This window comes from Dechloromonas sp. A34 (assembly GCF_026261605.1).
In the GTDB taxonomy this organism is placed as follows: domain Bacteria; phylum Pseudomonadota; class Gammaproteobacteria; order Burkholderiales; family Rhodocyclaceae; genus Azonexus.
Genome location: NZ_CP102486.1, coordinates 4,699,488 through 4,721,140, shown reverse-complemented (window position 1 = coordinate 4,721,140; position 21,653 = coordinate 4,699,488). Strand labels below are relative to the sequence as shown.

Below are 21,653 nucleotides of genomic sequence, written 5' to 3'. Positions count from 1 at the left end.
AATGGTCCAATCATCGACGCGCCACGGCTGTCGTCTGGGGCATTTGACCGCCGCCGGTCGGGGCCGGTGATATCGCCGAACAGGAGGCCGCCATGTCCAGCGCCCATCTCGCGACCGAAGTCGCATCGCTCCTCGTCTACCTCGGCGTGCCGCCGGCCGACGACGGGGAAATCGCTGTTCATACGCCGATCGACGGCAGTTGCCTCGGCCACTGGCAACGTCCGCCCGGCACGCTCGACGCGATGGTAGCCCAGGCGCGCACAGCTTTTCTGGCCTGGCGCGAGGTGCCGGCCCCGCGCCGCGGTCAGCTGGTGCATGGCTACGGCGAGTGCCTGCGGCGGCACCAGGCGGCGCTCGGCCGCCTGGTCAGCATCGAAACCGGCAAAATCCTCTCGGAAGGCCGCGGTGAGGTGCAGGAAATGATCGACATCTGCGACTTCGCTGTCGGCCTGTCGCGCCAGTTGTACGGCCTGACCATCGCCAGCGAGCGCCCGGCGCACCGGATGATGGAAACCTGGCACCCGCTCGGCGTCTGCGCGGTGATCACCGCCTTCAATTTTCCGGTCGCGGTCTGGGCCTGGAACGCAGCGCTGGCCCTGGTCTGCGGCAATACCCTGCTCTGGAAGCCATCGTCGCGCACGCCGCTCACCGCCCTCGCCTGCCAGGCCCTGTTCGAGCAGACGGCGGCCGAGGTTGGCGGCGTGCCCGACGGCCTGAGCCAGGTCGTGATCGGCGATGCCGGGCTCGGCGAACAGCTGGTCGCCCATCCCGAGGTCGCCCTCGTCTCGGCTACCGGCTCGAGCCGCATGGGGCGGCGCATCGCGCCCATTGTCGCCGCCCGTTTCGGGCGTTGCCTGCTCGAACTGGGCGGCAACAACGCGATGATCGTCGCGCCCAGCGCCGACCTCGAGCTGGCGGTGCGGGCCATCGTCTTCGCCGCCGCCGGGACGGCCGGCCAGCGCTGCACGAGCTTGCGCCGACTGATCGTGCATGAGGATATCTATGAGGCGCTGCTCGCCAGGCTGACGATCGCCTTCGCGAGCCTGCCGGTCGGCCAGCCGCTCGACCCGGCCACCCTGGTCGGTCCGCTGATCGACGATACGGCGCTGGCCGCCCATAACAGCGCGCTGCTCCAGGCCAGGGCCGAAGGCGGCACGGTGCACGGCGGCGAAGCGGTGGCCGTGGACGGCTGTCCGAACGGCCGCTACGTGCGGCCGGCACTGGTCGAAATGCCGCAGCAAAGCGAACTGGTGCGCCGGGAAACCTTCAGCCCCATCCTCTACGTCCTGCGTTACCGCGAACTCGAGGCGGCCATCGCCGTGCACAACGCTGTGCCGCAGGGGCTGTCGTCGGCAATTTTCACCAACGACCTGCGTGAGATGGAGCGTTTTCTGGCCGTCGGCGGCAGCGATTGCGGCATCGCCAACGTCAATATCGGCCCCTCGGGGCCGAGATCGGTGGTGCCTTTGGCGGCGAGAAGGAAACCGGCGGCGGCCGCGAGGCCGGTTCGGATGCCTGGAAGGCCTATATGCGGCGGGCGACCAATACCATCAACTACTCGGCCGACCTGCCGCTGGCCCAAGGCGTACGCTTTGTTTAAGACTCGTGCCGGTGCACCGTCTCGGCGTGGTGAGTCTCAGCCGCCGCCCGGTGGTGCAGGGCGGCGTGGATGTCTTCATGCGCTGTCGGCCGGCCGACCCATTGCGGCAGCAGCGAACCGGCGATCATGCCGATGATGCTGACGCCCAGTCCGATCAGCTGGGGAGGAACGGCCTGCCCGGCGCCGACCAGCGCGTAGGCGTATTCCTGAGCCTGATCGGCCTTGCTGACCAGCACTTCGATCAGGATCCATGAACTCAGCCCGCCAATGATTGCGGCCAGCGCGCCCTGGATCGTCGCCCGTTTCCAGAAGGCACCGAAGAAGAGCGGTACGAAAGCGCCGGCCAGTGTGATCTTGTACGCGTTCTCAACCATCTTGAAAATGCTGGCATTGGAATACAGCGCAAAGCCGAGCACGATGCCGGCGAAAACGACGATAGAGCCGCGCATGACCTGCAGGAACTGGTGGTCGCCCATGCCCGGGAAAAAGCCGCGCACGATGTTTTCCGAGAAGGCGACCGAGGGGGCGAGCAGCGTCGCCGACGAGCAGCTCATGATGGCCGAGAGCACGGCGCCGAAGAAGATGGCCTGGGCAAAGAGCGGGGTGTGCTGGAGGACCAGCGTGGGCAGGACCAGTTGCGAATCGGTCTTCATCAGGCCGTTAAATAGCTCGGGGTCGATCAGGGTGGCCGAATAGGCGATGAACATCGGCACGAAGGTGAAGCAGAAGTAGATCGAGGCGCCGAGGACCGACCCCCAGATCGCGATGCGCGCGCTCTTCGCCGAAGTGATGCGCTGGAAGACGTCCTGCTGCGGGATCGAGCCGAGCATCATGGTCATCCAGGCGCCGAGGAAGGTCAGCCACTGCCAGGGGTCGGGCGGCGGGAAGAAATCGAGTTTGCCGGCGGTCGCCGCATGGTTGATGACGACATCGACGCCGCCGGTCAGGCCGGAGACAATGTAGCCGATGTACAGCATGCCGCCCATGATGACGCCCATCTGGACGAAGTCGAGGATGGCCACCGAGAGCATGCCGCCGAAGGTGGTGTAGGTGAGGACGATGGCCGCGCCGAGGATCATTCCCGCCGTCTGGCTGACGTAGCCGCCGGTGACGACATTGAAGACCAGGCCGAGGGCCTTGATCTGGGCCGAGACCCAGCCCAGATAACTGGCCACGATACAGAGCGTGGTCAGCACTTCGACGGTGCGGTTGTAGCGCATCCGGAAGTAGTCGCCGAGGGTCAGGATGTTAAGTTTGTAGAGCTTCTTGGCGAAGAAGATGCCGGCGATGATCAGGCACAGCGAGGAACCGAAAGGATCGGCGACGACGCCGCGCAGGCCTTCCTTGACGAAGGTCGCGGAGACGCCGAACACCGCTTCGGCCCCGAACCAGGTGGTGAACACGGTGGCGGTGACGACCGGCAGCGGCAGATGGCGCCCGGCTACCGCGAAATCCTTGGCGCTATGGACGCGGGTCGCGACATAGAGGCCAATGCCGATGGAAAGCATCAGGTAGAGAACGACGAACCAGATCAGCATGATTCTCCGAGCGACGTCGGCAAGGGATTGAAAACGCGGGAATTATAAGGTTTTCGGCGGTTAGAACGGAGCGTCGCTGTGAAAGCGCAGGGCGACGGCGCTTAGCGGATGGACAAAGGCCAGATCCGTGGCATGCAAGAGCAGGCGTTCGCCGGGTTCGGGGTCCGGTCCGTAGAGTTCGTCGCCGCGGATCGGGTGGCCGAGCGCGGCCATATGGACCCGCAACTGGTGCGAACGGCCAGTCACCGGCTCCAGTTCGACCCGGCTACATCCGGTATGCGGATCGAAGCCAGATCTTCGGAATTTCGTCAGTGAGCGCTTGCCGACTTCGAAATCCACCTTTTGTCGGGGGCGGTTCGGCCAGTCGCAGATCAGCGGCAGGTCGACCTCGCCGCTCTCGCTTTCCAGGTAGCCGTCGACCACGGCGAGATAGCGCTTGTCGACCCGGCGGTCCTCGAACAATCGGGACAGCGCGCGCTGCATGGCTTCTCCGCGGGCCATCAGGAGCAGGCCTGAAGTCGACATGTCGAGCCGATGCACGGTCAGCGCATCCGGAAAATTGGCCTGGGCGCGGCTGGCCAGGCAGTCGGCCTTGTCGGCGCCGCGTCCCGGCACCGAGAGCAGCCCCGCCGGCTTGTCGAGCACGAGCAGACTGTCGTCGGCGTAGATGATGCTGAGGCCGGTATCGGCCGGCGGGGTATAGATCATCGGTGGCTCTGCTTCAGCGTGCCAGATCGGCGCCGCAGCGGCCGTTGCGGTACGGTCCGCCATCGCGATACCAGCCGCTGCCCGGAGAGGTCTGCAGGCAAACGCGGGCCCCATCGACCTTGCTGACCCACCAATACCACGGGGCGGGCCTGGCCTGGGCGAATGCTGTGGCAGCGGCCAGGGCAAGGCCGAACAGCAGTTTCCCCGAGGCCGGTGAAAGGAAAAATAATCTTGCCAAGTGACTACCTAAAATGTACTGTATTTATAACCAGTAACCTGGGGCGGCCAGAAGTGGCCGCCGAAAATATACCCGTGTTTATCGGTATTCGGCCAAAATCGCGGTTTGCCATATGCATATTTCGCGCCAAATCCGCTGATTTTCGGCTCAGCAATTTCTGTTCCATCTTCGGCCCCTGTGCCATAATCCGCTCAAATTTCGAGGTACCTCCATGGACGACAACAAGGCAAAGGCGCTCGCCGCAGCGCTGCAACAGATCGAAAAGCAGTTCGGTAAAGGCTCCATCATGAAGATGGGCGATGCCGAAATCGACGAAGGCATCCAGGTGGTGTCCACCGGATCGCTGGGTCTGGATATTGCCCTGGGCGTTGGCGGACTGCCGCGCGGCCGGGTCGTTGAAATCTACGGACCGGAATCCTCGGGCAAGACCACGCTCTGTCTGCAGGTTATCGCCGAAATGCAGAAACTCGGTGGCGTCGCCGCCTTCATCGATGCCGAACACGCCCTCGATCCGCAATATGCGCAAAAGCTCGGCGTCAATGTCGGCGACCTGCTGATCTCGCAGCCGGATACCGGCGAACAGGCCCTCGAAATCTCGGACATGCTGGTCCGCTCCGGTTCGGTCGACATCATCGTCATCGACTCGGTCGCCGCCCTCACCCCACGTGCCGAAATCGAAGGCGAAATGGGCGACCAGATGGTCGGCCTGCACGCCAGGCTGATGAGCCAGGCCCTGCGCAAGCTGACCGCCAACATCAAGAAGACCAACACCCTGGTCGTCTTCATCAACCAGATCCGGATGAAGATCGGAGTCATGTTCGGTTCGCCGGAAACGACGACCGGTGGCAATGCGCTGAAGTTCTACGCTTCCGTGCGCCTCGATATCCGCCGCATCGGCTCGATCAAGAAGGGCGATGAAGTCATCGGCAGCGAAACCAAGGTCAAGGTCGTCAAGAACAAGGTCTCGCCACCGTTCCGCGAAGCCATTTTTGACATTCTGTACGGCGAAGGTATTTCCCGCCACGGCGAAATCGTCGAAATGGGTGTCGCCCACAAGCTGGTCGAGAAATCCGGCGCCTGGTATGCCTACAAGGGCGAGAAAATCGGCCAGGGCAAGGACAACGCCCGAGAATTCCTGCGCAGCCATCCGGAAATCGCCCAGGAAATCGAGGCCGGCATCCGCGAGGCCGCCAGCACCAACGTCATCAAGCCGGTCAAGGCTGCCAAGGCTGATGTCTGATTTGCGCGTTCGTGCCCTGAAACTCTTGACCCGGCGCGAACACAGCCGGGCCGAGTTGAAGGCCAAACTCGCTGGCGCCGCCGAGTCGGAAGAGCAGCTCGCGGCCGTGCTCGACACCCTGCAAGCCCAGAATCTGCTCTCCGACCACCGCTTTGCCCGGCAACGCGTCGTGGCCCGTGCCGGCCGTTACGGTAATGCGCGGCTGAAACAGGAGTTGCGGCAGACCGGGGTCGGTGACGACGACATCGCCGCCGCCCTGCCCGAAGGCGGTGACGAGGGCGAGCGCTGCCAGTCGGTGTGGGCCAAGAAATTTGGCCAGTTGCCGCAGACCCCGGAAGAGCGGGCCAAGCAGATGCGCTTTCTGCAATACCGCGGCTTCTCGGGCGATGCCATCCGCCGGGTCATGCGCGGAGCCAGCCAATGAACGCCCCGATCTCCAAGCTCTCGGCCCATAACCTGAAAAAGCGCTACAAGGCGCGCACCGTGGTCGAGGACGTTTCGTTCGAGGTCGCCGCCGGCGAGGTTGTCGGCCTGCTCGGACCGAACGGGGCCGGCAAAACCACCTGCTTCTACATGATTGTCGGCCTGGTGCCGGCCGATGGCGGCGAGGTCTATATCGACGATGCCCGGCTGACCCATCTGCCGATGCACAGCCGGGCCAGGCAGGGTCTTTCCTACTTGCCGCAGGAGGCCTCGGTCTTCCGCAAGCTCAATGTCGAGGAAAACATCCGGGCCATCCTCGAACTGCTCAAGTTGCCCGAAGAGGAAGTCAATGACCGCCTCGAGGGTCTGCTCGGCGAACTGCATATCGGCCATGTCCGCCACGTCAACGCCGCCGCACTCTCCGGCGGTGAGCGGCGGCGGGTCGAAATCGCCCGGGCGCTGGCCACCAATCCTCGCTTCATTCTGCTCGACGAACCCTTTGCCGGCGTCGACCCGATCGCCGTCCTGGAAATTCAGAAAATCATCCGCTTCCTCAAGGAGCGCGGTATCGGTGTGCTGATCACTGACCACAACGTCCGCGAGACCCTCGGTATTTGCGACCATGCGTACATTATTAACGCTGGCCGCGTACTCGCCGCTGGACGGCCGAACGAAATCGTGGAGAATGAAAGCGTCCGCAAGGTTTATCTCGGCGAGCATTTCAAGCTCTGACCGTTAAGCAGCGCCCCTATCCCAACCGATGAAACCTGCCCTCCAACTCAAACTATCCCAGCATCTGGCGCTGACCCCCCAGTTGCAGCAGTCGATCAAGCTGCTACAGCTGTCGACGGTGGAAATGCAGCAGGAAATCGAACGCTATCTGCTCGAAAATCCGATGCTGGAGCGCGACGACGACGGTGGCAGCGAGACCTTTACCGCGGCTCAGCAGTTCGACTCGCCGCAGACCAGCGAAGGTGAGCGCGAACAGAAGGTCGAACGCGAAGAGCGCGATGCCCGCGACGACCGTGAAATGGATGTGCCATCAGCCCCCTCCGATGTCGACGACGATCGCTGGAGCTCGGATGCTGGGACCTTTACCGGTGCCGGGCGCGACGAGGACGACGATAGCGATGCCCAGGACATTCATGCCGGCACCATCAGCCTGCGCGATCATCTCGGCTGGCAACTGGGCATGACCCAGCTGACCGAGCGCGATCGTGCCCTGGTCCGCTTCCTGATCGAAGCCCTCGACGATGACGGCTACCTGTCGGCTTCCTTGCTGGAACTTCTTGAAACTCTGCCGCCGGAATACGAGATCGAGCTCGAAGAGCTCGAAATCGCCCTGCATCATATCCAGCACTTCGATCCGACCGGGATTGGCGCGCGCAGCCCGCAGGAATGCCTGGCCCTGCAACTCAAGGCCCTGCAGCCCTGTGCCGAACAGCCGTTGGCCCTGGCCATCGTCGAAAAGCACCTCGAGTTGCTGGCCGCCCGGGATTTCGTCAAGATTCGCCGCCTGACCGGCTGCGACGACGAGGCGCTGCGCGCGGCGCACGCTCTGATCACTCGTCTGAATCCGCGGCCGGGGGCCGGTTTTGCCCAGGTCGAGGCGCGCTACATTACGCCTGACGTCATCGTCAAAAAGCTCAAGAACAAGTGGACGGCCTACATCAATCCGGATGCCTATCCCCGCCTGCGCATCAACCGCCTGTATGCCGAGATACTCTCCCGCCAGCGCCGGGGCAATGGCAACCTGACCGGCCAGTTGCAGGAGGCCCGCTGGTTGATCAAGAACGTCCAGCAGCGCTTCGAGACCATCCACCGCGTAACCCAGGCCATCGTCGATCGCCAGCGCCAGTTTTTCGAGCATGGCGAAGTCGCCATGCGGCCGCTGGTGTTGCGCGAAATCGCCGACATTCTCGGCCTGCATGAATCGACCGTCTCCCGCGTCACCAGCCAGAAATACATGGCGACGCCGCGGGGCATTTTTGAGCTGAAATACTTCTTCGGTAGCCATGTTGCTACCGACACCGGCGGAGCTTGTTCCGCCACCGCCATCCGCGCTCTGATCAAGCAGTTGATCGGAGCCGAGGACGGCAAGAAGCCCTTGTCGGATAGTCAATTATCCGAAATACTAGGCCAGCAGGGAATCGTTGTCGCCCGACGCACGGTAGCCAAATACCGCGAGTCGCTCAACATCCCGCCGGTCAATTTACGCAAGACCCTGTAGAGAGAGGAGAAAACATGAATCTGCAGATCGCTGGTCACCACATCGAAGTTACCCCCGCCTTGCGCGAGTACGTGGAAAACAAGCTGGATCCCGTGGTTCGCCATTTTGACAAGGTAACCGGTGTGAGCGTCGTCCTGTCTGTCGAGAAACTCAAACAGAAGGCCGAAGTTACCGTCCATGTGCCCGGCAAGGACATGCATGTCGAAGAATCCGGCGACGATCTCTATGCCGCCATCGACGCCATGTTCGACAAGCTGGATCGCCAGGTTCTCAAATACAAGCAAAAAGTGCAGGATCACCATCGCGGTGAAAAGCCTGCGCTCGACGTTGCTGAATAAGCGCCGATCGGCCGCAGCGCTGTAGCTGCGGCCCCTTGCTTTACCCCTTCCCCTTATGAACCCTCTAAGCAACATTCTGTCGGCCTCGCAGGTGCTTCTCGACTTTGAGGCCAGCAGCAAGAAACGGGTCTTTGAACAGGCCGGCCAGCTCTTCGAGTCGCATCTCGGCTTGGCGCGCTCGGTTATATTCGACAGCCTGTTTGCCCGTGAGAAACTCGGCTCGACCGGACTTGGTCAGGGCATTGCCATTCCTCATGGCCGGATCAAGGGTCTGAAAAATGCGGCCGGTGCCTTCCTGCGCCTGGCGACTCCGGTCCCTTTCGATTCACCCGATGGCCGCCCGGTCAATCTGCTCTTTGTCCTTCTGGTGCCCGAACAGGCCACCGAAGAGCATCTTCAGATTCTCTCCGAGCTGGCCCAGCGTTTTGCCGATCGCGCCTTCCGCGATGCACTGCAGGCCGCCCCGGACCCGGCGTCCGTCGTCGCGCTCTTTCAGTCCTGATCAACGCTCGTGCGCCATATCAGTCTGACCCAGCTCTACGACGATAACCGCGAAAAGCTGCTGTTGAGCTGGGTGATCGGCCAACAGACCGAACGCCGGATCGAGATCAAGCTTTCGAACAATTACGGGGCAGATGTTGTCGGCCATATCAACATCATTCATCCCGAGCGCCTGCAAGTCCTTGGCTTTGCCGAGTACGAGTGGGCTGAGCGCATCGGTGAGCGGCGTTTCGGCCAGATGTTCACCGACTTGCTCAGCGCCCAGCCACCCGCGGTCATCGTTGCCGACGGACTGGTTCCTCCCGATCTGGTGACGGATGCGTGTACGCAGTCCGGTACCCCCCTGATTCTCTCGCCCAAGCCTTGCTCGGCGGTGATCGACCTGCTGCGCATCTACCTCTCGGCTCGCCTGGCAGACACCGTCAACCTACATGGCGTCTTCATGGATGTGCTGGGCATGGGCGTTCTGATCACCGGCGATTCCGGCGTCGGCAAATCCGAGCTTGCCCTTGAACTGATCTCCCGCGGCCATGGCCTGGTGGCTGATGATGTCGTCGAAATGGCGCGCATAGCACCAGCGACGATTGATGGCCGGTGTCCCGGCATGTTGCGGGATTTCCTCGAGGTACGCGGTCTCGGGCTGCTCAATATCCGTACCATCTTTGGTGAAACTGCTTCGCGCCGAAAAATGCGGCTGAAACTGATCGTCCATTTGCAGAAGACGGTTGCTGCAGGCGATGCACCCCGTTTACCGCTCGATGCCCAGACCCAGGAAGTGCTCGGCGTGCCGATTCGCAAGGTCGTAATTCCGGTCGCTGCCGGCCGCAATCTGGCCGTTCTGCTGGAGGCTGCAGTGCGCAATACCATTCTGCAATTACGCGGCATCGACAGCATGCAGGATTTCATGGACCGCCAGCAGCGCATGATGCTGGACGACGAATAATCGGGCGGCGATAGCACCGCTGCCGGCCGGCCATCCGCGGATGGCCGTTTTCCAGTTACTACAAGTGTTCGAAGTCGGCGCCGTCGGTGCTCGGGTCGTTACCCGAACCGCCGAAGCAGATTCGGCCGCTGCTTTCAAGCGCTAATTCGTGACGCCGGACCATGACTTCCTGGCGTCCCGAGATGGTGACAAAGCAGCCGTTGGTGCTGGTGTCGACGAGAAAATAACCGTCGGCCCGTTTCTCGATACGGGCGTGCTGGCGGGAGGCCTTGCGGTCCTCGATCACCAGCTTGTTGCCGAGATCGCGGCCCAGGGAGAGCGCCGGGGTTTTTTCGTCGAGCAGGAAGGCTTTGCCGTGATAGCGGACGCAGAGACGCTCAACCGGTGGCGGGTGCGATGCTGGCCCGAAGGCCGAATGGGGTTGGCCGCCGACTTCGTGGGTGGTCCAGTGAATCTGGAGCAGATTCAGCGAGTTTCCATTTTCTGGAATGCTGCCCAACTCGGGCATCGGACGAACCGAAACGATACCGGATTCCGGCAATTCGGCGGTCAGCGCAGAGCTGGCAAGGATCTGGTCGCGGCGGGCGATGCCGGCAATACGGGCGGCATTGGTGACGACCTCGCCGGTGAACTTGTCCCCATCTTCCGTGACCTGGCCGATATGGAGACCGATCCGGATAGTCAGCTTGAGGCCCGAGACCGGTGGCAAATCGGCGATCCGCTGCTGCATGTCGATAGCCGCCTGACAGGCGTCCTCGGCCGTTCCGAAAACAGCGAGCAGTTCGTCGCCGACGACCTGGGCGGTGCGGCCGCGATAACCGTCGATCGAACGTTTCATGCGTTTGATGCAGCGTTCGACCGCATGTATCGCCTCGGTATCGCCGAGACGCTCAAACAGGCCGGCGCTTCCGGAAACATCGGCAAACATCACGACCAGTTTGTGTTGCGAGGCAGTCATCGACGGCGCAGGAGTGTAAGTTATTGTTAAGTCGGATTATATGATGAGTAGCCGGGCTTCCGCATTATGCCGAAAGACTTAACGGAATTGTGCCGCTGATCGGCATTTCCGGCGCATCGAAGGCGATATCGCCCTCCTCGACCCAGGTATCGAGGGTCAAGCCCTGGAAATCGAACATGGCATTGTCCGCCAGATGCGAGGGGACGATGTTTTGCATGGCGGTGAATACGGACTCGGTGCGACCTGGGAAACGCTTGTCCCAGTCCTGCATCATTTCCTTGATCTTCTGGCGCTGGAGATTTTCCTGCGAGCCGCAGAGGTTGCACGGGATAATCGGAAATTCCATGCCGCGAGCGAACTTGGCGATGTCTTTCTCGGCGCAGTAGGCTAGCGGGCGGATGACGACATGGGCGCGGTCGTCGGTGACCAGTTTGGGGGGCATGGCTTTAAGCTTGCCGCCGAACAGCATGTTCAGGAACAGGGTATGCACCATGTCGTCCCGGTGATGGCCTAGGGCGATTTTGTTGGCGCCCAGTTCCTTGGCCGTCCGGTAGATGATGCCGCGGCGCAACCGGGAACACAGCGAGCAGGTGGTCTTGCCTTCGGGAATCTTTTCCTTGACCACGGAATAGGTATCGACCGCGACAATGCGATGCTCGATGCCGAGCGATTCAAAATAGGCCGGCAGTACGTCAGCTGGGAATCCGGGCTGCTTCTGATCGAGATTCATCGCGATCAAGCGGAATTTGACGGGCGCCCGTTGCTGGAGTGCCATCAGCATGGCCAACAGGGTGTAGGAATCCTTGCCGCCGGAGCAGCAAACGAGGACGGTGTCGCCATCCTCAATCATCTTGTAGTCGCCGATGGCCTTGCCGGTTCGGCTTTCAAGGAACTTGCGGAGTTTTTGCAGGGTATTGGAGGTGGTCATGGGACAGGCTATGCAGTGACCGAGGGGAGATAGCAGAACCCGGCCGGTCGCGGTCAATCTGGAGACCGATCAGTGTACCCTGAGACTCCGCCTGCAATAAGCTTTAGATGGCGGGAAAGCGTGCGGATTTCACGTTCCGGTGCATCGATTCCGCCGACGATTCCGGCCACCTGCCAGTTCCGGGCGCGGGTTTCGCAGGCACTTACCAGCCGGTCCGCCGGCGCTGTGGCGAAAAAATCGTACAGGCCACCGCCAGCCACGTGCATTGGCCGCTAAAATCCGCGTTTTAGCGAGGTCCCATGAACAATCTGCCGCTACCCGATCCCGATGCACTGGCTCATAGCCAGCATTTGCAACAGGCCATCGTCGAGGAAATCGTCGCCGGTGGCGGCTGGATTTCCTTCGCGCGCTTCATGGAACAAGTCCTCTACGCGCCGGCGCTTGGCTACTACGCAGCCGGAGCACGGAAGTTCGGAGCGGCCGGCGACTTCGTGACTTCGCCAGAAATGACCGGGCTGTTCGGGCAAGCCCTGGCTCGCCAGGTCAGCCAGGTGATGGCGGCTTCCGTGCCGGTCGTGCTCGAAGTCGGTGCCGGGTCCGGACGGTTGGCCGCCGACCTGCTGCTCGAATTGGAGCGGCTGCAGGCCCTGCCCGAGCGCTATTTCATCCTCGATCTGTCGGCCGATCTGCGGCAACGGCAGCGCGACACCATCGCCCGGGCCGTACCGCATCTGCTACCCCGGGTCGAGTGGCTGGATCTCCTGCCGGAGTCGTTTTCCGGTGTGGTGGTGGCCAACGAACTCCTCGACGCGATGCCGGCCCACATTGTTGCCTGGCGGGAAAACGGCATTTTCGAGCGCGGCGTCGGTCTCGACGGTGGCGGCTCTTTCACCTGGATCGAACAGCCCGCCGGCGGTGCCCTGCTGGCTGCCGCCGAAGAAATCGGCGAGCAGTGCAGCCTGCCGCCAGGTTTTGAAAGCGAGATCAGTCTGGCCAACCGGGCCTGGGCCGCGGAGTGGGGGCATCACCTGGGGCGCGGCGCGCTGCTGCTGATCGATTATGGGTTCCCCCGGCGCGAGTTCTATCACCAGCAACGCGGGCGCGGCACGCTGATGTGCCATTACCGCCACCATGCGCATCCCGACCCCTTCTATTTGCCAGGGCTGCAGGACGTGACGGTTCATGTCGATTTCACCGGCATCATTGCGGCGGCCCACGGTGCCGGTCTGGAGTTGCTGGGCTATACCAGCCAGGGGCAGTTCCTGCTCAACTGCGGCATTCTCGACAGTCTGGCGGCAATTCCGAATGCCTCGCCCGACTACATCCGGGCGGCCGGGGCCGTGAACAAGCTGCTGATGCCACACGAGATGGGCGAACTGTTCAAGGTCATCGCCATCGGCCGCGGCATCGACGACAGTCTCTGCGGCTTTGCCCAAGGCGACCAGAGCCGCCGCTTATGAGCGGTTGGCCAGTTCGCGGAACTGGTTGGGCTGACCGAGCACCAAGCGGCCGAAAGCTTCGAATAGCGGGTGGTCTACGGCTTGCGGGCGAATGGTATAGACCGCGCTGCCCAGCCGCTCCAGATTGCGCGTCTCCAGCAGCAGAACGCCTTTCGCGAAATCCGCCCGCCAGCGGGCGCTGACGCTGATCTCGCTGCTGATGTGGAATTCGGCCCGTTCGACATAGCTGCGCTCGTTCTTGAATTCCTTGCAGGTAAACGGTAGTCCATAGTCGAACAACATGGCACGGAAACGCTCGACTCGGGGGCCATCGCGTTCGACCACCGGCAAGCCGGCGCCGATCAGGCGGTAGGAAAAGATTACCAGTTCGACCAGGGCGCCGGCGCTCTGGCTCTGCGTCCGGTAATCGGCAAAGCCTTCCTGCCAGGTAATCTGATTCAGTACGTACTGTTCGAGCAGCGGGTAGTCGCGGGGGATGGCCGGCTTGACGATGTTGAGTTGCTGAACGAAGTCGTGAAGATAGAAAAACAGGTGTTTCAGGGCCTGGTCGATGGCCTCATTGGTGGTCGTTCGCTCGGCCAGCGCGTTGTGTTGTTCGCGTTGAAGCGACTCGGCCTGCTGTCTGAGCCGGCCGAGAAGGCTGCCGTTGTCGGTGTTGGGTTCGCCCTCCTCCGGTTCGACGGCCGCCGCTCGGGCCGTGGGCTGGCGCGGTAAGCTGGCCGGAACGATTTCAGGAAAAATCAGCGAAGGATCGCTCATACCGGCCGCGCCGCTGGTGCTCGCCTCGCGCCTTGCCTGACGCTCGGCGGCATCAAGGTCGAAGGTCTCGATATCGGCCAGTAGCGAAGCTTCAAGCGAGGCGATATCTTCGGCAATGCCGGTCTTGCGTTCGCGTTTGGCGCGGATCGCTTCGCTGATGGCGGATGCCGGATCGGGTTTTTCCGGAAGAGTCATTGAATAAACACGGGTGACGGTTACACTAAGGTAATGGCGTGAGTGCTTCGGAGCAAGTGCACGATGGATGTTTCTTCAATCGGTAGTTTGAGCAGCGCCCTGGCGCAGGCCAAGACTGGTGATGCCGTCAGTATTCTGGTGTTGAAAAAAGCCATGGATATTCAGGCGCAGAGCGCCTTGCAACTGCTGGAGGGGTTGCCGCTACCGGCCGGCAATCCTTCCCATCTCGGCAACACGGTCGACATCAAGGCCTGAGTTCGTCCAGCCAGTCGCGCAAGGTGGCCGCGACCAGCGGCCATTCTTTTTCGTGGGTTACGGCATGGCCCATGCCCCGGAAAATATGGGCCGGCAGACCATAAGTCTGGGCTGTGGTCTGGACCAGGAAAGCGGGCACCAGTACGTCATGTTCGGCCCCCAGGATCAACATCGGTGGACGGTGCATGGCGTGCAGGTTGGGCAGGTTGAACATCGACATGTCCCACAGCGCGCGCTGGGACTCGGCCTGCATGCGCTTTACCCAGATGCCGAGCATGGCTTCGTCGACTTCGCCAGCGAACAGCGCCTCGCGTAGCGTGCTGGTATCGGTGTGGTCGCCGGCCATGATGCGATTGATTTCCGAAAACAGATGCGGTTTCTGGAACATCAGGTGAAATTGCGACGCGATCAGGCCCTGCGGCGGCACCGAGCAGACGAGCGCGATGCCGGGCGTGTCGTGGCGTTCGAGGTATTTCTGGGCGATGAAACCGCCCATCGAGTGACCGACAAGCACGGGCGCCACGCCCAGCCAGTTGATGACCGTTTTGACGTCATCGACGTAATCGCTGACTGAGTGCCATTCGATCTGCTCCCGGCCCTGGCTGCCGCCGTGTCCGCGCAGCGAGAGCGCGTAGCAGGGATGGCCGGCCTTGGCCAGGAAAGGCATGATGGTTTCGGTCCACATCCAGCCGCCGGCAAAGGCGCCGTGGATGAATAGGACGGGGGGGCGGTTGCTTTTCTTGGTCGGCAGGCAGGAATGGACTTCGAGGCCTTCGATGGTTTGAGTTTTTATCATTGAGTTCTGTCAGGGTGATGCGTGATTAAATGCGACTTTCACCCCGTAGCGCAAGGTAATAAATGTTGAAGTGGATTCTGACGCTGGTGATCGCGATTTTCCTGCTGGGTATTGTCGCCCCGCATCTGGCGCGCTTTATCCGTTTCGGGAAACTGCCCGGTGACATGGCATTCCGCTTTCGCGGCCGGACCTACAGCTTTCCGTTCGCCTCGGTGATCATCTTCTCGCTGCTACTCTGGCTGGTTTCCCGCCTCATTTAACGCGAGCTTGACGGCGTTGACCCGGGCCGCGTGAATGTGCTCCGGAATGCTCGCCTTGTTGGCACAGGCGGCAGCGATTTCGCCCGCGGCCACGGCATTGACCGCCGCCAGCGCCGTCTCCAGGTGCTGCGGGCTTTCGTAGGGACGGTTTTCCCAACCCAGGCGCCCGGTGTAATCGCAGCGGCAGGTGGCGAGCAGCAGCCGGAAGCGATCCGGTCGGCGTAGTGCGTCGGTCTTTTCGAGCAGGCCGACCACGGTGCTTGCCTTCAGATCGGTGGCGCGATGGATGTTGCCGTGGTACTGCGCCATCAGCAGCGCCAGGTCGCGGCAGTCGTTGGGCACCCGGAGGCGGGCCGCGACGACCTCGACCAGTTCGACGCTGCGTCCTTCGTGGCCGATGTGGCGGGGCAGGATGTCGGCCGGCGTCAGGGCCTTGCCGAGGTCGTGGGTCAGCGCCGCAAAGCGCCCCGCTAGCGGCAGCGCGTGGCGGGCCGACTGGTCGATGACCATCATCGTGTGAATGCCGGTGTCGACTTCCGGGTGGTAGTCGGCCCGTTGCGGCACCCCGAACAGTGCGTCGACCTCAGGCAGCAGCTGAGCCAGCGCCCCGCAGGCGCGCAGCACCTCGAACATGCGCGATGGCTGGTCTTCCATCAAGCCCTTAGCGAGTTCCTGCCAGACCCGTTCCGCCACCAGGTGGTTCACCTCGCCGGAGGCAACCATGCCGCGCATCAGGTCCAGGGTTTCCGGCGCCACCGTGAAATCGGTAAAGCGAGCCGCGAAGCGGGCCAGGCGCAGGATGCGCACCGGGTCTTCGGCGAAGGACGGGCCAACATGGCGCAGGGTCTTGCTGAGCAGATCGTCCTGGCCGCGGTAAGGGTCGATCAGGCGGCCATCTTCGGCGCGCGCCATGGCGTTGATGGTCAGGTCGCGGCGGGCGAGGTCGTCTTCCAGCGTGACATCGGGCGCGGCATGGAAGGTGAAGCCGTGATAGCCATGGCCGCTCTTGCGCTCGGTGCGGGCCAGAGCGTATTCCTCATGGCTCTGCGGGTGCAGAAAAACCGGGAAGTCCTTGCCGACCGGACGAAAGCCCCTGGCCAGCATGGCTTCGGGGGTGGCGCCGACCACGACATAGTCGCGGTCGGCATGGGGCCGGCCGAGCAGTTGATCGCGGACGGCACCGCCGACGACGTAAATGTTCATCGTCGGTGTCGACGCTTACCTTCCAGCGCGGTAGCGGAAGCCGTCGAGCTTGCCCTTCGGCGTGTTGAGCGCGACATAGCTCGGCGCGATGGCTTCGAGTGCCGTCGGCCGCCAGTTGGCGGGCGGATTGCAGCCGCCTTCGCAGACGCTATCGACCTGCATCGAACGCAGGTTGTCCGGCGACATCATCGGTTGCGGGGCCAGCCACATCAGGCCGGCTTGCAGGTAAGCCCAGCCTTCGGACAGGGCAATAATGCGGGAACCGCTACCGGTCAGTTGGGCGGTGTAGTCGACCAGTTCGCGCAGCGTATAGACCTTGGGGCCGGCGAGATCGTAGGCTTGGCCAAAGGTAGTGACATCGCCCAGGCTGTCGACGAAAACGTCGGCGACATCGGCCGCCCACACCGGCTGGAAGCGGGCATGACCGAAACCGAGCGGGAAGAAGGGCAGCTTCTTCAGGACTTTGGCGAACATCGACAGGAAGGAATCTCCGAGGCCGAAAATGACCGAGGGGCGGAAAACGGTGACATCGAGTTCACCCTTGGCAGCGAGGACGATGGCCTCGCCTTCACCCTTGGAAGCCAGGTATTCGGACGGCGCCTTGGGGTCGGCCTTGAGGGCGCTCATATGCACCAGGCGGCGGACGCCGGCGGCCTTGCAGGCGGCAACGATTTTCTTCGGCAGCTCGACGTGAGCTTCGGCGAAGTCCTGGCTGTACGGGAACTTGACATCGCGGCTGTGCAGGATGCCGACCAGGTTGATCACGGCGTCGTGACCACGCATCAATTCGGTCAGCGTTTGCTCGTCGTGAATGTTGGCTTCCGGCATCTCGACGCCGGGTTGCATGATCAGCGCCTTGGTTCGTTCGCGGCGACGGGTCGGAACGGTGACTTCGATGCCGCGTTGCGACAGACGGTTGACGATATAGGTACCGACAAAACCGCTACCCCCCAGCAGCAAGACCTTTTTGATGTCCATCTGGAACCCCGGAAACTTGATTCGTAAAACCGTGATTTTAAGGTAATTTGGCGGGATTCGGGCGGGCTTGTCGCGCTCAGTTCCCGGCAGTCCGCCGCAGCACCCGCTCGGCCGCGGTATCGAACAGCGAGCGCGAGCTGAGGATTTCTGCCTTGCCCTCGCGGAGTTGGCGGTCGAGAACAGCCGGATGGATGGCCATGGCCAGCCCTGAGTCGGGGTTACTGAGCAGGGTGCGCTGGCTGGTCGGGCTGACATGGCATACCAAGGCAACGCACGCTTTGCCGTGATCGAGCTCGAATCTCAGCCAGTCGCCACGCGAACAAGGCAATTTGCGAGCGGGCGCCGGCGGGTTGCCGGCGAACTCGAGTGTTCGCAGCACCAACTTACCCGACAAAATCTCCCCGATAACCAGGTTGCCGGCCTTTGGCGACCAAGTGCCGGGTTCAAGCAGGGGCGATTCCGGATTCTCGGTCTGGGGCGGTGTCGAGCGCAGGGCTTCCGTTTGCAGGGTGAAACAGATATCAAAAAATGCTGCCTGGGCTGATTCGGCCATTCCCAGGCGATCCATTCCGGCCTTGAGCAGGGAGAGGATTTCCGGTAGTCGCTTGTTCAGTTCGTTACGCTTCTCGGCGCTCGGCTTGGGTTCGAAAGTCCACAACAGATTGGCCATGACATTGCTGTTGGTTGCCCATTGGTTGCTGTCGGGACCATGTTCCATCCAGACCACCTGCAGCACCTTGCTCCACGAGTTGTTGAAGAATTCGCGAATCGGAACCGGGGTTCCGGGCGGTATGGCCTTGGCGATGACCCGCCGGGCTTCGGCGAGCGCCTGATCGCGGCGGTCCAGTTGATGCAGCAAGGGGATATAGGGTTCGGCCGCGTCGGTGATGCCGGCATGGCGCTCGGCGATCAAGGCATCGATCTGGGTGCAGGCTTCCGTGAAGACGGCGACATCGCCTTTGAATCTGCCCTGCAGTTCAGCGGCAAGCGTCAAAAGCCGGGTGCAAAGCGGATGTTTGAGCGTGGTATCGGGATGCAGGCCGAGCATGGCGACACCGATCCTGTCGAGCAACTGGCGGGCCGGATGGGAGGCGTCGCTAAAGAACCCGGCATCGCGGATGACGGTCTTGAGGATCGTGATTTGCAGGCGGGAAATCACGGCTTTCAGTGCATCCGGAAGTTCAGGGTCGTCGAAGATGGCGGCAAACAGGCTGGCCAGCGTATCGACAGCGAGACCTTCCGGGGCGTTGGCTGGAATACCCAGCTCCAGAGAGCTCAGGGATTTTGGCTGGCTCGGGAGGCTTGGCTGGCTCGGCGCCGGCTCGGAAAAAAGCCCTGGAATCAGCGTTTCAAGGCTATGCGAGGCGACCGGATCAAAGCTCGATGCAAGATTGCCCGGACGGTCGAGTTCGTTCAAACGGAAAAGCAGGCGTTCCAGCGCGGCCTGGCTGAGCAACGTACCGCTGGCAGTGCGGTCGACGACGGCCGGGCTTGGAATCGGCAGCCGCTCGCGCAGCGTTTTTTGTAGAGTCAGCAGCAGATTGTCGGGAACGGTCGGCGATTCCGCAGCCGGTTTTCGTGCGGTCTCGGGTGTGGAAACGATGGCCGCCTGCGCTGCTTCGATACCGGCCTGTTCGAGAAAGTCGTTGAGAGTGTTGTAGAGCGCCGGCAGGTTTTGCAGCAGACTGCTTTCCAGGCGGCCGAGGAGGTCCAGTTTCTTGTCGTGCGAGACGGCTCCAGCCGAGGCAAACATCTCGTCGAGGCCCCGGCAGATGCCCTTCGGGTCAATCGGGTTGTTGCTCCGCGAGAGGTCCGGGCGCCTGAGCAGTGTGGTCAGGCGCAGGTTGAGCTTCCACAGGCTACCGGCGGTCGCCTCGAAAAATCGGGTGCTCAGTTGATCGAGCCGGATGTTGAGTTCCAGATCTTCTTCGCCGACCAGCGTGATCCGCGACGAGGTCAGGCCACTGGCCTCTTCCTTGAAACTGCCGCGTCGCTGGCTGGCCGCCATTTCGTCGAAGTAGGTGCCGGCACCGTGCTGGACGGCCTGGATAGCAGCGCTGGCGAGGACGCCGCTGTCCTGGAGCAGCGTGCCCAGTTGCTTCAGGAACAGGGCGCGACAATCGCGCAGGATTTCGAAGGAATCGGTTTGCGCAGGCATGGGTCGATTACCTCAGGGCAGGTCGGCGTCTTTCATGGCATCGCTGGTCCGGGCGCCGACCGTACCGAGGCGGGCTTTCAGCGAGGTAGGCTTGCCGTTGAACAAGGCGGAATAGTAAACCGCGTTGCTCATCACCTTCTTGACATAGTCGCGGGTTTCGCTGAAAGGAATGGTTTCGGCATAGATCGCGCCTTCCAGGGGCCTGTCGGCCCGCCATTTCTTGGCCCGGCCGGGACCGGCGTTGTAAGCCGCCGAAGCGAGTACCGGGTGGTTGTCGAGGTTTTCCATGACCAGCCGCATGTAGCTGGTGCCGAGCAGGACGTTGGTCTCGGTGTCGTTGACCCGGCCGTGGTTGAAGTCGCGCAGGCCGATCTTCTTGGCCACCCACTTGGCGGTGGCGGGCATCAACTGCATCAAGCCGGAGGCGCCGACCGTCGATTTGGCATTGGTGATGAAGCGGCTTTCCTGGCGCATCAGGCCATAGACCCAGGCATCGTCTAGCGACTGGTTGAGGGCCGCCGAACGTACCTGGTCACCGTAGGGCGCAAGGAAACGCAGCGTGTAATCGTGTTCGTTCTTGGTCCGGTCGGCGGTGTTGATGGCGCGGTCCCAGATCTCGTTGCGCCGGGCGAGGTCGGCGGTCGCCAGCAGATTGCGGTCATCCATGCCGCGCACCGACCAGTTCCATTCCCTGACCCCTTCCGTCCGCATGTCGAGCCGGAAGAGCGTCAGGGCTCGGCGGATGCCTGGATTGTCGCGGGCCGCCTTCTGTTCCTCGGCGCTGGGGGCCACGGCCCGTGGCGGGGGCATTACGGTGTGGTCGAGTTCCTCGTCGGCCAGATTACCGTAAAAATTGGCCTGACCGGCGATCTTGGCGAACAGGGCATCGGCCTCGGTGGTGCGGCCGCCGGCTTTCAGGGCGCGTCCGAGCCAGTAGATCCATTCCGGTAGCGCGGCCAGTGGCGGCGGCATGGCCTGGATGGTGTCGCGCACCACACCCCAATCCTGGGCGCGCAGCGCGGCGCGCACTTTCCACTGGTAGGCATCGTCGGAGAGCGCACTCTTGTCGGCCCGGGCAAACCAGTCCACGGCTTCCGGCATGTGCTTCTTTGCCGCTTGCAGGCCGATCTGGCCCCAGGCCCAGCGCCCCTCGGATTCTTGCAGCCGGCTCTGGAGTTTTTCCAGTTGCTCGGCAGCGATACGCGGATCGTTGATGGCGATGCGCTGGATGGCGATCGCCGCCAGTTCGCGGCCGGGCCGACTGCCATACCAGTTGGCAGGCTGGCGGGCGAGATAGCCCATGCCGCTGTTGATGGCGCTGTCGAAGGTGCGCAAGTCGGGCATCTGACTATCCGGCAGATAGGCCAGTGTGAGCTTGGCCTGGGCAGGACGGTTGGCCTCGACCTGGCGGCGGGTGCGCAGCCACACATCGTCGGCCGACAGGCGCTGGGCGGCGACTGCAGCGTCGAACACCGCGCGGCAGGCCTCAGGCGGCTCGAGCTGGGTCAGCCAGAGTTTCTCGGCTTCGTCGAGCACGCGGCGATCGTCGCGGGCGAGACGGGCTAGCTGGCTGTAACAGGTGACATCCGGTTCGGGGGCGATCAGCTTCGGGTATTCGCGGTCGATTTCGTTCCAGGTAGCACGCTTGCCCAACCAACGGATCCAGTCGGCACGCAGCTTTTCGGCGACATAGCTTTTTTCGTTGCGTTCCAGGAAGTCGCGGATGGCGGTTGAATCGCCCTGATCGAAGGCCATGCGCAGGCGGTAGTTTTCAACGTAGGGAGCGAGTTCGTGGTTGCCGAGCTGGGCGCTGGCGCGTTCCAGCTTGTTGCGGTCGCCGACCCGGAATGCGTCACGGGCGGCCAGGAAGGCGGCGTCGCGACTGTCCTGCGCGTAGAGGGGAAAAGCTAGGGTGAGACCGAGAACGACCAGGCGAAACTTCAT

Annotated in this window: 21 protein-coding genes and 1 pseudogene; 11 read left to right on the top strand and 11 right to left on the bottom strand. The window is 62.5% G+C overall.

From position 1 onward, the window contains the following. Positions 1–92 precede the first annotated feature (92 nt). Positions 93–1,397: pseudogene (locus NQE15_RS23515) on the top strand (aldehyde dehydrogenase family protein); the annotation flags it as partial. Positions 1,398–1,596: 199 nt separating this feature from the next. Here NQE15_RS23515 and NQE15_RS23510 read toward each other — a convergent pair. Genes NQE15_RS23510 through NQE15_RS23500 form a run of 3 tightly spaced genes read right to left on the bottom strand, consistent with a single transcriptional unit; the run spans position 1,597 to position 4,084 of the window. Next, entirely contained in the window at positions 1,597–3,138 is a 1,542-nt protein-coding gene (locus tag NQE15_RS23510; protein WP_265945321.1) for a sodium:solute symporter family protein, read from the bottom strand. Between the two features lie 60 nt (positions 3,139–3,198). After that, positions 3,199–3,846, bottom strand: coding sequence for a pseudouridine synthase (locus NQE15_RS23505; RefSeq protein ID WP_265945319.1), 648 nt, complete (start codon positions 3,844–3,846; stop codon positions 3,199–3,201). A gap of 13 nt (positions 3,847–3,859) precedes the next feature. Next, a complete protein-coding gene (locus NQE15_RS23500) occupies positions 3,860–4,084 on the bottom strand; it encodes a hypothetical protein (RefSeq protein ID WP_265945317.1) in 225 nt (74 codons plus the stop codon). A 211-nt stretch (positions 4,085–4,295) separates the two neighbouring features. Here NQE15_RS23500 and recA point away from each other — a divergent pair, with 211 nt between their 5' ends. Genes recA through hprK form a run of 7 tightly spaced genes read left to right on the top strand, consistent with a single transcriptional unit; the run spans position 4,296 to position 9,759 of the window. Continuing rightward, on the top strand, positions 4,296–5,324 hold the full coding sequence (gene recA, locus NQE15_RS23495; RefSeq protein ID WP_265945315.1) for a recombinase RecA: 1,029 nt from the start codon (positions 4,296–4,298) through the stop codon (positions 5,322–5,324). After that, entirely contained in the window at positions 5,317–5,748 is a 432-nt protein-coding gene (gene recX, locus NQE15_RS23490) for a recombination regulator RecX (protein WP_265945313.1), read from the top strand. The genes recA and recX overlap by 8 nt, the downstream gene beginning before the upstream one ends. After that, complete coding sequence (lptB, locus tag NQE15_RS23485; protein WP_323054924.1) at positions 5,745–6,479, top strand: LPS export ABC transporter ATP-binding protein; 735 nt, start codon at positions 5,745–5,747, stop codon at positions 6,477–6,479. Before recX ends, lptB begins: the two co-directional genes overlap by 4 nt. 28 nt (positions 6,480–6,507) lie before the next feature. Then, positions 6,508–7,977, top strand: coding sequence for an RNA polymerase factor sigma-54 (locus tag NQE15_RS23480; protein ID WP_265945311.1), 1,470 nt, complete (start codon positions 6,508–6,510; stop codon positions 7,975–7,977). A gap of 14 nt (positions 7,978–7,991) precedes the next feature. Continuing rightward, positions 7,992–8,315 carry a ribosome hibernation-promoting factor, HPF/YfiA family gene (gene hpf / locus NQE15_RS23475; protein WP_265945309.1) on the top strand — a complete coding sequence of 108 codons (324 nt, stop codon included), beginning with the start codon at positions 7,992–7,994 and terminating at the stop codon, positions 8,313–8,315. 55 nt (positions 8,316–8,370) lie between these two features. Then, the gene (gene ptsN / locus NQE15_RS23470) at positions 8,371–8,817 is read left to right on the top strand and encodes a PTS IIA-like nitrogen regulatory protein PtsN (RefSeq protein WP_265945307.1); all 447 of its coding nucleotides are present in this window, start codon (positions 8,371–8,373) and stop codon (positions 8,815–8,817) included. Between the two features lie 9 nt (positions 8,818–8,826). Continuing rightward, positions 8,827–9,759 carry an HPr(Ser) kinase/phosphatase gene (gene hprK / locus NQE15_RS23465; protein ID WP_265945305.1) on the top strand — a complete coding sequence of 311 codons (933 nt, stop codon included), beginning with the start codon at positions 8,827–8,829 and terminating at the stop codon, positions 9,757–9,759. Between the two features lie 58 nt (positions 9,760–9,817). Here hprK and NQE15_RS23460 read toward each other — a convergent pair whose 3' ends face one another. Both NQE15_RS23460 and ttcA read right to left on the bottom strand, forming a co-directional pair. After that, positions 9,818–10,717, bottom strand: coding sequence for an adenylate/guanylate cyclase domain-containing protein (locus tag NQE15_RS23460; protein WP_265945303.1), 900 nt, complete (start codon positions 10,715–10,717; stop codon positions 9,818–9,820). A gap of 64 nt (positions 10,718–10,781) precedes the next feature. Continuing rightward, on the bottom strand, positions 10,782–11,645 hold the full coding sequence (gene ttcA, locus NQE15_RS23455) for a tRNA 2-thiocytidine(32) synthetase TtcA (protein ID WP_265945301.1): 864 nt from the start codon (positions 11,643–11,645) through the stop codon (positions 10,782–10,784). Between the two features lie 299 nt (positions 11,646–11,944). Between ttcA and NQE15_RS23450 the strand changes: the two genes are divergently transcribed. Further along, on the top strand, positions 11,945–13,105 hold the full coding sequence (locus tag NQE15_RS23450) for a class I SAM-dependent methyltransferase (protein WP_265945299.1): 1,161 nt from the start codon (positions 11,945–11,947) through the stop codon (positions 13,103–13,105). Here the strand turns inward: NQE15_RS23450 and NQE15_RS23445 are convergent. After that, positions 13,100–14,059: a hypothetical protein gene (locus tag NQE15_RS23445; protein WP_265945297.1), complete on the bottom strand. Its 960-nt coding sequence runs from the start codon at positions 14,057–14,059 to the stop codon at positions 13,100–13,102. The genes NQE15_RS23450 and NQE15_RS23445 overlap by 6 nt on opposite strands. 63 nt (positions 14,060–14,122) lie before the next feature. On the opposite strand from NQE15_RS23445, the gene NQE15_RS23440 reads away from it, so the two are divergent. After that, a complete protein-coding gene (locus tag NQE15_RS23440; protein WP_265945295.1) occupies positions 14,123–14,314 on the top strand; it encodes a YjfB family protein in 192 nt (63 codons plus the stop codon). Here NQE15_RS23440 and NQE15_RS23435 read toward each other — a convergent pair. Beyond that, the gene (locus NQE15_RS23435; protein WP_265945293.1) at positions 14,304–15,110 is read right to left on the bottom strand and encodes an alpha/beta hydrolase; all 807 of its coding nucleotides are present in this window, start codon (positions 15,108–15,110) and stop codon (positions 14,304–14,306) included. The two genes, NQE15_RS23440 and NQE15_RS23435, sit on opposite strands and share 11 nt — an antisense overlap. Positions 15,111–15,172: 62 nt before the next feature. Here NQE15_RS23435 and NQE15_RS23430 point away from each other — a divergent pair, with 62 nt between their 5' ends. After that, positions 15,173–15,370, top strand: coding sequence for a DUF2905 domain-containing protein (locus NQE15_RS23430; RefSeq protein ID WP_265945291.1), 198 nt, complete (start codon positions 15,173–15,175; stop codon positions 15,368–15,370). Here NQE15_RS23430 and NQE15_RS23425 read toward each other — a convergent pair. The 4 genes from NQE15_RS23425 to NQE15_RS23410 form a co-directional block, all read right to left on the bottom strand. Further along, positions 15,341–16,573: a multifunctional CCA addition/repair protein gene (locus NQE15_RS23425; RefSeq protein WP_265945289.1), complete on the bottom strand. Its 1,233-nt coding sequence runs from the start codon at positions 16,571–16,573 to the stop codon at positions 15,341–15,343. The genes NQE15_RS23430 and NQE15_RS23425 overlap by 30 nt on opposite strands. Positions 16,574–16,588: 15 nt before the next feature. Further along, entirely contained in the window at positions 16,589–17,551 is a 963-nt protein-coding gene (locus NQE15_RS23420) for a complex I NDUFA9 subunit family protein (protein WP_265945288.1), read from the bottom strand. A 76-nt stretch (positions 17,552–17,627) separates the two neighbouring features. Further along, positions 17,628–19,709, bottom strand: coding sequence for a DUF1631 family protein (locus NQE15_RS23415; protein ID WP_265945286.1), 2,082 nt, complete (start codon positions 19,707–19,709; stop codon positions 17,628–17,630). A gap of 12 nt (positions 19,710–19,721) precedes the next feature. After that, complete coding sequence (locus tag NQE15_RS23410) at positions 19,722–21,653, bottom strand: lytic transglycosylase domain-containing protein (RefSeq protein ID WP_265945284.1); 1,932 nt, start codon at positions 21,651–21,653, stop codon at positions 19,722–19,724.